This is a genomic window from Fontivita pretiosa (assembly GCF_050410795.1).
Taxonomy (GTDB): domain Bacteria; phylum Planctomycetota; class Phycisphaerae; order Tepidisphaerales; family Tepidisphaeraceae; genus Fontivita; species Fontivita pretiosa.
This window is the reverse complement of record NZ_CP191258.1, coordinates 3,657,663-3,670,159: the sequence shown is the minus strand read 5'-3', so window position 1 is coordinate 3,670,159 and position 12,497 is coordinate 3,657,663. Positions and strand designations below refer to the sequence as shown.

Annotated in this window: 11 protein-coding genes; 1 reads left to right on the top strand and 10 read right to left on the bottom strand. The window is 64.7% G+C overall.

The window, feature by feature from the left end:
• Nucleotides 1-4 precede the first annotated feature (4 nt).
• Together ACQS5P_RS14815 and ACQS5P_RS14810 are read right to left on the bottom strand one after the other, a co-directional pair.
• On the bottom strand, nucleotides 5-1,078 hold the full coding sequence (locus ACQS5P_RS14815; protein ID WP_428937393.1) for a Gfo/Idh/MocA family protein: 1,074 nt from the start codon (nucleotides 1,076-1,078) through the stop codon (nucleotides 5-7).
• Between the two features lie 60 nt (nucleotides 1,079-1,138).
• The gene (locus tag ACQS5P_RS14810; protein ID WP_428937392.1) at nucleotides 1,139-1,981 is read right to left on the bottom strand and encodes an SPOR domain-containing protein; all 843 of its coding nucleotides are present in this window, start codon (nucleotides 1,979-1,981) and stop codon (nucleotides 1,139-1,141) included.
• Nucleotides 1,982-2,067: 86 nt separating this feature from the next.
• Between ACQS5P_RS14810 and ACQS5P_RS14805 the strand changes: the two genes are divergently transcribed.
• Nucleotides 2,068-3,540, top strand: a complete 1,473-nt coding sequence (locus ACQS5P_RS14805) for a class I adenylate-forming enzyme family protein (protein ID WP_428937391.1) — start codon at nucleotides 2,068-2,070, stop codon at nucleotides 3,538-3,540.
• A gap of 22 nt (nucleotides 3,541-3,562) precedes the next feature.
• On the opposite strand, the gene ACQS5P_RS14800 is transcribed toward ACQS5P_RS14805, so the two are convergent.
• The 8 genes from ACQS5P_RS14800 to ACQS5P_RS14765 all read right to left on the bottom strand — a co-directional run bounded on the left by ACQS5P_RS14800 (nucleotide 3,563) and on the right by ACQS5P_RS14765 (nucleotide 12,314).
• A complete protein-coding gene (locus ACQS5P_RS14800; protein ID WP_428937390.1) occupies nucleotides 3,563-5,515 on the bottom strand; it encodes an ArnT family glycosyltransferase in 1,953 nt (650 codons plus the stop codon).
• Nucleotides 5,454-6,851: a glutamyl-tRNA reductase gene (gene hemA / locus ACQS5P_RS14795; protein ID WP_428937389.1), complete on the bottom strand. Its 1,398-nt coding sequence runs from the start codon at nucleotides 6,849-6,851 to the stop codon at nucleotides 5,454-5,456. The genes ACQS5P_RS14800 and hemA overlap by 62 nt, the downstream gene beginning before the upstream one ends.
• Before the next feature lie 10 nt (nucleotides 6,852-6,861).
• Entirely contained in the window at nucleotides 6,862-7,674 is an 813-nt protein-coding gene (gene ccsA / locus ACQS5P_RS14790; protein WP_428937388.1) for a cytochrome c biogenesis protein CcsA, read from the bottom strand.
• Nucleotides 7,667-8,386: a precorrin-2 dehydrogenase/sirohydrochlorin ferrochelatase family protein gene (locus ACQS5P_RS14785; RefSeq protein WP_428937387.1), complete on the bottom strand. Its 720-nt coding sequence runs from the start codon at nucleotides 8,384-8,386 to the stop codon at nucleotides 7,667-7,669. The genes ccsA and ACQS5P_RS14785 overlap by 8 nt, the downstream gene beginning before the upstream one ends.
• A 71-nt stretch (nucleotides 8,387-8,457) precedes the next feature.
• Complete coding sequence (locus tag ACQS5P_RS14780) at nucleotides 8,458-9,933, bottom strand: hypothetical protein (protein ID WP_428937386.1); 1,476 nt, start codon at nucleotides 9,931-9,933, stop codon at nucleotides 8,458-8,460.
• A 211-nt stretch (nucleotides 9,934-10,144) separates the two neighbouring features.
• Nucleotides 10,145-10,357, bottom strand: a complete 213-nt coding sequence (locus ACQS5P_RS14775; protein ID WP_428937385.1) for a hypothetical protein — start codon at nucleotides 10,355-10,357, stop codon at nucleotides 10,145-10,147.
• Between the two features lie 77 nt (nucleotides 10,358-10,434).
• Nucleotides 10,435-10,899 (bottom strand): hypothetical protein, encoded by a 465-nt coding sequence (locus ACQS5P_RS14770; RefSeq protein WP_428937384.1) that lies wholly within the window; start codon nucleotides 10,897-10,899, stop codon nucleotides 10,435-10,437.
• 251 nt (nucleotides 10,900-11,150) lie between these two features.
• Nucleotides 11,151-12,314, bottom strand: a complete 1,164-nt coding sequence (locus ACQS5P_RS14765; protein ID WP_428937383.1) for a hypothetical protein — start codon at nucleotides 12,312-12,314, stop codon at nucleotides 11,151-11,153.
• Nucleotides 12,315-12,497 lie beyond the last annotated feature (183 nt).

The following is a 12,497-nucleotide window of genomic DNA, read 5'->3' as shown; positions in this document are numbered from 1 at the left end:
TGCATCACTCGATGTGCACTTCGCGTCCCGCCGCCGCAGATGCATATACCCCGTCCAGCATCTTCTGAACCATCAGCCCCATCTCCCCGGTTGATTCGTTCTTGCGACCGTCGCGGCAGACCTCCACAAAATGCTTCATCTTGTACTCGAACGGATCGATCTTCGGCAGATACGCTGGCGTCATGTTCATCATGTAGCCGCCATGGTCCATGAAGATCTGGCTGGACTCCCACACCGCTCCGCCCCTTTCTCCCATGATCTGCACGTTGAACACGTCTTTCTCGATGTGGGCAACGAACGATGACTCGATCGTCAGCATCGTCCCGTTCTCGAAGCGGATCATCCCCACCGCAAGGTCCTCCACGGTGTAGGTCTTGTAGTCCCAGTTCGGCCACATGCTCACCACGTCCGACGCGCGGTTGCCAAAGTAGGTCCAGGTATTGGCGGTGGCGGCGACCGGGCGCGGCGTTTCGATCATCCAGTGCGCCGTTTCCAGGATGTGCACGCCGATATCGATCATCGGCCCGCCTCCCTGAAGTTCCTTGCGCCCGAACACGCCCCAGTTGGGGATTCCGCGCCGGCGAAGCGCCTGCGCCCTCACGTACAGGATGTTGCCGAACGATCCACGAATGATCTGGTCGCGGATGAACTTCGTCCGCGCGTCGAACCGGTGCTGGAAGCCGACGATCAGCTCCTTGCCCGCTTTCTTGGCGGCATCGACCATCGCCTGGGCTTCCTTGGCGTTCATCGCCATCGGCTTTTCCACCAGCACGTGTTTGCCTGCCTCCAGGGCGGCGATCGTGTTGGCGGCGTGATGCACATTGGGCGTGCACACGTCAACCGCGTCCAGCTCATGCTCCTGACGGAGCATCTCCCGGTAGTCGGTGTAGACGCGGGGGATGCTGAACTGCTCCTTGACCTTCTCCAGCGCCTTTTCATCGATATCCGCGGCGCAGCAGATCTCCACCCCCTCCATCTTCTGCAAATAGGTCATGTGCGTCCGCGCGATGCCACCGGCGCCGATGAATCCCACCCTCAGTTTCCTGCTGGTCTTGCCCGCCTCTTGATGCTTGCTCACTTTGGTCTCCTTCATTTGGATCTTTCGTGTTTGCGGTCATCGATCAGATCTGCATGCCACTCATGGCACGATCACCGCATCCGGATACTTGCCCGCGTAGCGCGCCTTCATCGCCTGCGCCTGCTGATACGATGCCATTGGCCCGACCAGCACGACGCTTCGGCCTTTGGAATCGATCTGCTTGTGCACGGGCACGCCCTGGGCGCGCAGCTCGTTGATCGCCGCGTCGGCGCTGTTGGATTGCGCGAAGGTCGCCATCTGCACATTAAAAGCCCGCGCCCCATGCCGCTCGCGCGCCCGCTGCGCCGGGACGGTGTTGGGATACCGCTGCATCACCGCCGCGAACGTCGCGTCGGCATCGGCGAACTGTCCCAGCCGCTGGCGGCTCAGACCGATCCGATACAGCACCCAGGCCTTGATCGATTCATCCTCCAGCATCCCGTACGCCGTGGTCCATTCGCTGATTGCGGTCGGGTAATCGTCCTGGAAATACGCGACGTTCGCCAGGCTCGTATGCACATACGCCTCGAGTCTGCGGGAAGGCGATCGGCCCAGCGCTTCGATGTACGCCCCGCGCGCCGCCTGGAGATTCGCCCGCGCCTGCTCGAGGCTGGCCGCCGGCTTCTGCTCCAGCGCCCGTCCGCGAAGGTACAGTGCTTCGGCCGAACCCGGCCCCGCCGGGTGCGATCGCAAATACTCATCGGCGCCCGAGATCGCCTGATCGTACTGGCGGTTTTCCAGCGCTGCGTATCCGGCGGTCAGTTGCTGTTTGGATTTCGGATCCGCACCGCATCCGCCGACCATCGCCACGCCGACCACCATCGCCACCGCCAGCCGCCATCGCAGGCATCGCTTCCGTCGCGGACATTCCCGTCCGCTTTGCATGACACACGCGCGCGGCATCCAGTTTTCCGCCCCAGCGATTGTTTCGCCCCGCGATCCATTCCCGACGTTTCGCATCCGTGCCTCTTTGGATAAACTCAAACGCTATGCTCCTGGAACCGCTGCTCACACACGCCGCACGACAACCGCAGTCCATCGCCGTCATCGACGAGCGCGGGCAGTACACCTACCAGCAGGTCGCGGCAATGGCCGCGGGACTGGGCATGTACCTGTCGATGCAGACCCGCAAGCCGGGCGTCGGGCTGCTGTTGCCCACGGGCGTCGGCTTCGTCGCCAGTTTCTACGGAACGCTGGCCGCGGGCAAGACCGTCGTCCCGATCAATTTCCTCCTGGGCGATCGCGAAATCGCCCACGTCATCGCCGACAGCGGCATCGACACGGTAGTCACGATTCCCCAACTGGCTTCCCGGCTCAAGGACGCCAGGCTCAACCTCATCGACCTGACCCAGCTTCCCCCCACGCCCCCGGCCGCCATAACTCCCAAACTGCCCCCGCGCAACCCCGACGACCTGGCGGTCCTGATGTACACCAGCGGCACCAGCGGCGTGCCCAAGGGCGTCATGCTCAGCTTCGCCAACCTTCGCTCCGACGTGGACGCCTGCATCCAGGCCGCCGCCCTCAAGCACCAGCACAAGTTCCTCGGTGTCATTCCGCTGTTTCATGCGTTCGGGATGACCGCGATGATGCTGGCGCCGATTCAACTTGGCTCGATGGTCATTTACCTCTCGCGGTTCAGCGCCGTGGGTACGGTCAACGCCATTCGCGAGCACGCCGTGTCGCTGGTTTTCGGCGTGCCCAGCATGTTCGCCGCCATCGCGCACCTCAAGAGCGCCAGCGCCGACGATTTCAAGAGCATCTATGCCATGATCAGCGGCGGCGAGCCGCTGCCCAGGGTGCTGTACGACACCTTCCAGCAGCGTTTCGGCGTCACGCTCTATGAGGGATACGGCCTGACCGAAACCAGCCCCGTCGTGTCGCTGAACACGCCGCAGGAACACCGCGCCGGAAGCGTCGGCAAGCCGCTGCCCGGCGTGACGGTCAAGATCGCCGACGAGGCCGGCAACGCCCTGCCGCCCGAACAGATCGGCGAAATTTGGCTCAAAGGCCCGATGATCATGAAGGGCTATTACAACCTGCCCAACGAAACCGCCGCGGTGCACTCACCCGACGGGTTCTTCAAAACCGGGGACCTGGGAAAACTCGACGCCGATGGCTTCCTGTACGTCACGGGGCGAAAAAAAGAGATGATCATCGTCGCCGGCGAAAAGGTCAGCCCGCGGGAGATCGAGGAAGTGCTGCTGCGGCATCCCGCCGTCGCCGACGCCGCCGCCCTGGGAAAGAAAGACGAATCCCGTGGCGAGGTGGTTGTCGCCTTCGTCACCACCCGCCAGGGCCAGAGCACCACCGCCGACGAATTGCGCAGCTTCTGTCGCGAGCAGGGTCTGGTCCAGTGGAAGATCCCTCGCGAGATCTACCTGGTCCCCGACCTGCCACGCTCGCCGACGGGAAAGGTCCTCAAGCGCATTCTGGCCGAACAGCTCGCGCGACACGCATCGTGAGGCCGCTGCGGCAAGGTTCCGCTCAAGGCCAAGACCTGGAAGACGAATCGAGGATGAACATCTGTGTCTGCGTCCCCTCGAACGGCGGGATCCCCCAGTACGTCCGCGCGAAACGTCGAAGCGAGGCCGGATCCACAATGATGATCGCATCGCGAGGAGCATCCGGGCCGATCCACGCATCGATCACCGACTGGTCTGGCCGGGCATCCACGTCAAACACCGTGCGATATCGCAGCCGCGACATCGGCACCGGCCAGCGAAAGGCCTGGGCATCCCCGACGAGGACGATCGGACGATCACCATCCAGAACTTCGCCGCCCGCCACTTCCGGAAGGATCAGACGATAGTCTTCCAGCCCAATAAGCGACGAGGCGCGCACAATGCGAGGCGAAAGCTGTGCCAGAGCAGTTCCCGCCGCGATCAGCGCCGCGCCGAGCACCAGCCATCGCCACCAGGGCAACTGCACCAGCCCCGCGAGCATCGCGACCAGCGGAATCGACAGGATGAAAAACCGACCCTGCAAGTGCGTGAAGCCGAGCCAGACGATGGCGTTGGCCATCAGCACGACCGACAGCGCCAGCGTCTCCCGCCGCCGCAGGCTCAATGCCGCCGCCATCACCCCCACCGGCAGCACGGCGTATCCATACCGCCAGTCCACCAGATTCTGCGCCGCGAACGCGCGCAGTCGCGCAGGAAGCGGTCTTTGATCTTCCCTGGGCGAATGCGCGCGGATCCACCTCTGCTGTTGTATCGGAGTGAACGGCCCGCGCCCCAGCAGCCCGCTCGCTTCCGGAAAGACCGGATTGCCCGTCCAAAGGGCGTTGCGGATCAACCACGGCGAGAAGGTGACGATCCCCGCCAGCAGAAACACCGCCGCCGACCGGATCGCCCGCAGCGGTCGCGTGCATTCGGCGATGACGATGGCGGCCGGCACGCTCGCCAGCACCATCGCCGCCGCCGTGAGCTTGGCCCCACAGGCGAACCCCGCCATCGCCCCGGCCAGCGCCAGCGGCCTTAGGCGGTGCTCCTGTCGCATGCCCAGAAGTGTCCAGCCGATCGACAGCGTGCCGAACAGGAGCAGCCCCCCCTCGTTGTACGCCACGCCGCCCAGCATCGTCATCCAGGGCGCCCCAGCCGCCAGCAGCGCGCTGCCGATTGCCGCCCGCGGCCCGGCAACTTCCCTGACCACCCCATGTATCGCAACGATTGCAGTCGCAATGAATGCCAGGTGCATGAGCTGCGCCAGATACATTGCCGCCCACGGCCCGCCGCGCACGTGCATCGCCAGCAAATAGTGCATCTCGACGTTGAACGGAAAGTACGAAAAGACATTGTGCTTCAGCGGCACGATCCGCCCCAGCTCGTACCACTCGCGCGGAACCTGAAGGTGATATTCCAGCACGTCGTATCCGTGCGGCTCATCGCCCCATAGCACCCCCGGTACCACCGCCGCCGCCACCAGCGCTGCCGTCGCAATCGGGACCACCAGCAACCACAGCCACTGGCCGTCGGTGATGCGAAATCGAAAGTTGAATTCCGAAATCTGCGACCTGTGATTCCAGACCTGTCTGCCAAGCGTCGCCGCGCCGGCGATCCATCCCGCGACCAGGATCCCGACCGCTGCCGGGCGGCCCATCCATCCCATCAACCCCAGCACCAGCACGAGGATGCTGATAATCGCCATCCCCAGCGCCGCGCAGGTCGCCGCGAACAAACTCGCGGATTCACACCTGATGCCTGACAGCCGGACAATGCAGGCGCCGATCCCCGCCGCCGACAGCAGCCACCCCGCCGCCCATGCGCCCTCGACGATCAGCAGGTAGACGACGATCGCCCACGATGAGCCCGCCAGCGCCACAATGCCCGCGGCGGCGATCAGGGCGGCACAAACGGCGAAGACCGCGCCCGACCGATCAGCCCGCCCCGCGATCGTGCTGCTGCTCAGGCTCCCGAGCTTCCGGCCCGCGCGAATCATCCGCTGAGTTTTCGCCTGCCCGCTGTGTCGATTCAAGCGCAGTCAATTCGGCCGGTTCCAGATGAAACAACCGCTGAAGCGCGTGCAGATACTGTCCCGCCGGGGCGTGAAGCTGATCGCCCTGCCGCAGGGTCGTGACCGGATCGTGCAGGATCTTGTTGACGATCCGCCGGGCAAGCTCGCCCATCAGTTGCTGAGCCGCCGCCCGCTGTGGCTCGTCCAGCCCCTCGATGCGGTTCAGCGCCCGGGCGACTTCGTCGGCGGCGATCGCGTGGCAACGCCGGTAGAGCTGGTCAATCGCCGGACCCAGTTCCCGCTGCCTCTGCCAGGCCAGGTACTGCTCGACATGCTGCTGCACGATCGCCCGTGCCTGCTCGACAACCTTACTGCGCTGGCTGTGGGTTCGGGCCACGGCGCGCTGAAGATCGTCCAGGTTGTACAGGTAGACGTGTTCGAGTTCCGCCACCGCCGGCTCCACGTCGCGCGGCACGGCCAGGTCGATGATGAAGATCGGTCGATACCGCCGCCGGCGCAGCAGCCCCTGGAAGTGTCGGCGGGTGATCACCGGCTCGACGGCGCCGGTGGAGCTGATGACGATGTCGGCCTCCACCAGATGCGCATCCAGTTGCGTCAGCGGCACGGCCTCGGCCGCGAACTGCGCCGCCAGACGACGCGCTTTGTGCTCGTCGCGGTTGGCCACCAGCAACCGCCCGGGCTTCAGCGCAGCGAATCCCCGCAGCGCCAGCTTCGACATCTTGCCCGCCCCGACGCACAGCACCGTCTTGTCCTGGAAATGGTCGAAGATCTGCCGCGCGTACTCCACCGCCACGCCCGAAACGCTTACCCGTCCTTCTCCCAGCGGCGTGCTGTTCATCACCTGCTTGCCCACCGCCAGCGCACGCTGAAACAGCGGATTGAGCACGGGTCCGGCGGCACCGAGCTGGCGCGACAGGTCGTACGCCTGGCGAACCTGCCCCAGAATCTGACTCTCCCCCAGCACCATCGAATCCAGCGAAGCGGCGACGCCGAACAGATGCTCCACCGCCTCCCGCTCGGCGCGTTCGTACAGGTGCAGGCGGAACTGATCGACCGGAACGCCATGAAACTGCGAGAGGAAGTCGATCATCTGCTGGACGCGGGGCTGTGCGTGAACCTCACGTGCGATGTACAGCTCGACGCGGTTGCAGGTGGAGAGCAGCACTGCTTCGGCCTGCGGATACTGCTGCCTGAGCAGCTCGATGGCGCGTCGCTGCTGCGCCGCTGAAAACGCCAGCCGCTCGCGCACGTCCAGCGGCGCGGTGGTGTGATTCAGTCCCAGCAGCAGCAGTCGTTGCATGGACAACCCGTCATCCGCCTACCGTGGGCATCATCAGCACGGCGAAGATCACCCCGAGCATCAGCACGAAGCCGAGGATGCTGAGCATGGCGGCGCGACGACCGCGGAAGCTCGGATTGATCGGCGAGTGCAACACCAGCGCGTAGATCAGCCAGACGGCGGCGGTGAGCACGATCTTGGCCTTTGGCGTGGCGCGATCCTCGCGGATCATTTCGGCGAATCCCGTGATCGCTCCGATGGTCAGCAGCGCAAAACCCAGCGTCACCGACGTGAGCGTGAGTTGTTCCAGACGCTCCAGGCTTCCCAGCCGCGGGCCGCTGGCCAGCGCCACCTTCCGCCGCAGGCGGTGGTTGGCGATCAGGTACATGGCCCCGGCGGCGCCGGCGACGGCGAACGCCGCCGCCCCGCCGTACGCTGTGGCACGATGCACCCATGACCAGATCGTCTTCACGTCATACGCGTGCGGATCGGTCAGTCCCGTCACCGCCGACCCGATCAGCAGCAGGATCACGATCGGCATGACGAACCAGTCCAGCCCGCCGATCGGCCGGCGACGCTGCACGTACATCACGAATACCGCCAGCACCACCGCCAGCCAGATCAACGCGTCGAAGTTGTCCTCCAGCGGCAGCCAGCTCCCGCGGCCCAGCGCGTGCCACACCAGCACGATCAACGATGTCAGCACGCCCAGCCACATGCAGACTCTGGCCACGGCCCGCTGCCAGGCGCGCTCCCGCCGCAGGCGCCACAGCGAGATGACTCCTCCGACAACGAACAGCGCAATCGAGACGAAAACCAGCGTGATCTGACCGGCGCTAGGCATTGGACCTTTCCTCTGGCGGTGGCGAGTCCTGCTGGCTGCTGTGAACGGAGGGGGGCACGGCAGCGGCGTCGGCGGGCGAGCCCGAAAGCTCCGCGAATCGCCGCCACAGCCACGCCCGAAGCGCCTCCACCCCGCCGCTGGACAACGCCTGCATCGCCGCTTCGCTGCACAGCTCACGGAACAGTCGCGGGCGCAACGCCGCCGGGATCGAAGCGCGAATCTGCGGGCGCAGCACCCGCAGCGCATCGGCCAGCCGGGCCCACTGCGGATCGATCGCCGCCTGAAGCCGGTCGCGCACCATCGCCGCCAGCGCCGGACTGCCGCATGTGGAGACCGTCACCAGCAGCGCCCCGTCGCGGAACATGGCCGGAGTGGCGAAGTCGCCGCTGTCCTGCTCGTCGGCATCGGCCCGGCAGACCAGCGCGCCGATCGCGCGGGCGTCGCGAACCACCGCCTCGTTCACCTGCGGCGAATCCGTCGCCGCAAACACCAGCATCGCCCCGGCCAGGTGTTCGGCGCGATACTCCTGGGCGATTCGCTGCACCTGCGCCGGCATGTGGGGATGAAACCTGGGAGACACGACCCGCACGTTGGTGGCGCCCGACGCGAGCAATCCCAGCGCCTTGCGCAGCGCAACCTGCCCCCCGCCGACGATGACCACCGGCCGGTCACGCAGCTCCAAGACGATCGGATAACCACCGCCACCGCTCATTCGTCGCGCGATTCTATCGCCGGGCGCAGCTTCATTCCATCAGCCAGCGCTGGCCAGACGCGGCGTGCGGCCTATCCCGACGTCTGCGGCGCCGGCTGGGCGACCGGCTTGCTGAAAAACTTGCTGGGCGTGGCGCGGGCCATCGACATGAACCCGAACATCGCCACCGTGCAGATCAGCGTGGATAGCAGAAAGACATATCGCCCCAGCAGATGTTCGTACAGCCACGAGCCCAGAAACGGCGCCAGGCAACCGCGCACCCCGGTGAGCATCACGTGCACGCCCATGTAGACGGCGGCCTTGTCGCGGGGAGCAAAGTCGTTGTGTCCCAGGTTCCAGGCAAGATTCCCCGCTCCGGTGCTGATCCCGACCAGCACTTGCCCCAACGTAATGATCGCCAGGCCGGTCTTCTCCGATCCGCCCAGCTTCCACGCCCAGACAGCGCCCAGAAACAGCGTGAGTTGCCCGGCCACTGAAACGTACGACTGATACACGCGGAACAGGACCACATGCACGCGGTCGAACAGCGGCGCCCACGCCTGTGTGGCCACCAGCGACACAACCATCGGCACAAGCTGAAGCACGACCGTCGCCAGCAGATAGTGCCTGGTCGGGTCGGTCATCTGCGTGCTGACCATGTACAGCAGCGACGGGCCGTAAAGCATGAACGAAAACCCGCTGAGGAACTGCCAGCGCTGATAGTCGCGAAAGGCTTTGTCCTCGCGCAGGATCTGCCCGGCCTGCTGGAAGGACTGGATAAAGAAGCGAAGCAGGCCGACGCGCGGCGCTCTGGCCTGGTAGTTCAGGACGTTGGTTTCATCGGTCTGCGACAGTCCTTCGGGACGTGGAGCGTAAAGCTGCTCCTCGCGCCGCAGCAGAAGCGCTTCGCGGCGAACGCGAATCTTGCTGAACTGCCAGATCCCGATCGCACCGATCAGCGCCGCGATCGGATACAGATACACGTACGCGTGCGGATTCTGATCCAGAATGTACGAACCCGCGAAGGTGGTGACGGCCAGGACGGTGGTGGCCACGACGGCAATTCGGCTGGTCACCTGCGCCCGCACCCAGCGCGGGTAATTCGCCCGCCAGATCTGGCTGCGAATCGTGATGATGCCGCTGGCCAGCATGCGGGCAATGACAATCTGGGCGGCGAAGACCCAGCCGGCGGCGTTGATCGTCACCGCGCGCCCGCCGATGTGCCACAACGTCACTTCCAGCGGAACCATCGCCGTCAGCGCCACCGACGCGACCATCAGGATCACGCCGAGCTGAAGCAGGTTTACAAACGGAACCTTTCGCCGGCCGATCGACAGCTCCGACCACACCATCGCCATGATGTTGCCGAACATCGGCGCCGCGGTGATCACCGACATCAGCAGCACCGACGCCTGGAAATGCTTGGCCGCTATGATCCCGGTGAACGATCCTTCCGCCAGCGAAGCCGCCAGCGGAAACGTCAGCGCCGATCGAAGCTCGTGTCGGTAGGACAGCCGCACCATGTACGGCTGATGCCGGGTGCGGAAGGAGAGAAAACGACCAAGCATCTCGCCGATGAAGAGTACCGTGCGGCGGGTTGGGGATAAAGTCCGACAGGCTGCTCAAACGCGCGATGGCCGAGCGATTGTGGTTCGGCTTACACCCACGCGCATGCCGAGCAGGCTCAGGCGCGGCGCCTTGCCCATGGCTGGCGCGCAAAGAGAACGCGCGCCGCAGCAGCGTGATGCTGCACGCGGCAACCGGGGCCTGTGGCGCAGCTTATCGCAGATGCCAGATCGTCAGGTGACCCATCGGACGAAGCAGCAGAGCGCGGTCGATATCATCGACAAGCTGCTTGCCCTCCCAGTCCCAGTTGCGGGCGATCTGCTGGTGGCGCTCACGGGCGCTGTAGGCCGGCGACCAGCCAACCTCAAACGGCCGAGCGCATCCCCCCATCAGCAGCGCCAGGACTACCAATGCCATTCGCTTCATGACACAACCTCTGTGGTTGAGAACTCCCGGGTGCCGCGATTTCGCGGCTGCAATCTACCAGCGCCGGCGGCACGGTGTCAAAGCGAAGTCGTTCCAGTGACAGGGGTTGGGAGGGACCAGGTGTCAGCCGGCGGACAAGCATCCCCCGGCCACCGCAGCGCCGCCAGCGCCTGCCGCCACTCGACATAAAAGTACGGCACGTTCAACTGCTCGTGCAGACGTTGCAGCTCGCGGTGGAACCGGGCGTATTGCTGCTGCTGCCACTGGCCAGCCGTCTGGTCGCAGAAGAAGATTCGGCAGCCAAAGGGCCGGATCGCATGAACCGAGCAAAGCTTCTCATGCTGGAATGGACAGCAGCCAGGCCCCCCGCCGGCCCCAGCCGCATGCAACTGCGACAGATCATGGACGAACGTGGCCAGTTCCAGCGTGGTGACGAACAGTCGATGCCCGAACTCGTCAAACTTGCAGCACCGTCCGGAGGCGACGCAGACCGGACGACGCAGGTCGATCGCGTCCTGCACCGCCCGGTACAGGTTGTGCACGGCCAGGCGAACCTCGGGGCGGGCCCGGGCGAGGCCGACCGCTACGCGCAGTTCTTCCAATTGTTCTCCGGTAAGATCCATGATCCGTAGTGGCAGGTATTCATGCCAGCCTGCCCAACAACATCCGATCATAGGCCCGGCAGCGCCTCTGGATACCGGACATCTGGCTCTGTTCACGCTTTTTTTTCGCATCTTCGACCAGGCGAGTACATGCACTCACACGCAGTGTACCGGGCAATCTGTTTGGGCCTTCAATGCGTGAAGAAGAAAAAAGAGGTGAGGCTTGCGCCGCCGATGGCGATGCCGATCGCAAGCCGCGCCGCTTTCGCGGGAGTTTGAGGAGAATGTTCCGCAGTGATCAGCACGAGCAGCGGCGCCGCCACAGCGGCGTAGCGAGGAGAGAACTGGTGGGTCACCTTTGCAGCGCTGATCAACAGCAGCAGGCAAGTTAGACCGAGAAACGAGCCCCAACGCTGCTCGGGGTAACGCGCCATGCGGCGTACGATCGAGAGAGCCAGGAGCCAGCCGGCGAGGAGCATCACGGCGACCACGGCCACTGAAAATGGTGCCAGAAAGCTCGCGGGCAGCACGCCACGGGCGATCCCGACCATCGGGATGATCCGGACAGGCCAGAGCAGTATCTGACCAATCGACATTGCCGCAGCGCAGACAAGCAGCGGGCCGGTGAGTTTGAAGAAACCTGGCGCGAGGATGAGGACCAGCGCTGCTGCGTAGGCCAGAGCGAGCGCGGCGTGGCCTGGTGCCCACCCAGACGCCGTGGATGCCGCCTGGGGAGGCACAAGGCCTTTCCAAGCCCAGAAGACCGGCACAGTGATGATCAGTGGCACAACCATCGCCGCCAGCAGGGGCAACGCGTGCTGGCGCGATTGCCAGAGGATCGGGATTGCGACGATAACCACCAGCAGCGGTTGACGACCCAACGCGGCAATTCCGAAGCATGCACCGGCGAGGACAGACAGTATCAACTGACGGTGCCCGGATCGCTGCATCGATGCCCAAAGTGCTGCCAATCCCGCCATGAAAAGCGACATCGCGGGCATCTCGGTCATCGCCAGACCGCTCATTTTCCAGAGAAGGGGAAGCCCGACGAGCGAAAATGCGATGGACACATCGTCTCCGCGCAGACGGCAGAGCCATGCGGTGAACGCGATCAACAGACCGAACATCCCCAGGTTCACCAGACGCACCCCGGGCGCCCGCAGACCGGTAAACGGCTCGAACGCGAAGTGCACGAACGTGTACAGCGGCCCCGCTGGTCCAGGGAGCGAACGGAGGAATTGGATGCTGAGGCCTTGCTCCCGCAGCAACGGCACGGTGCCAAGGTACCAGGGCTCATCGTAAACGAGTCGCTTGGGCGCAAAGACCGTGATCGCGATCAGCGCGATGATCCCCACAAAACTGGTGGTCTGGCACAGACGCGCTCCCACGGGCCGAGAGTGTCGCAGCTTCAGACCACCAAGTCAAAGCCGATCCTCTCCGCAGTCATGCGGCAACATCCTGTCGCACGGGTGCTGATGTATCCTGCGCAAAACGGATCATCTGCGCCACTGATGCCAGATGTTTTGGTCCGCTTGCAA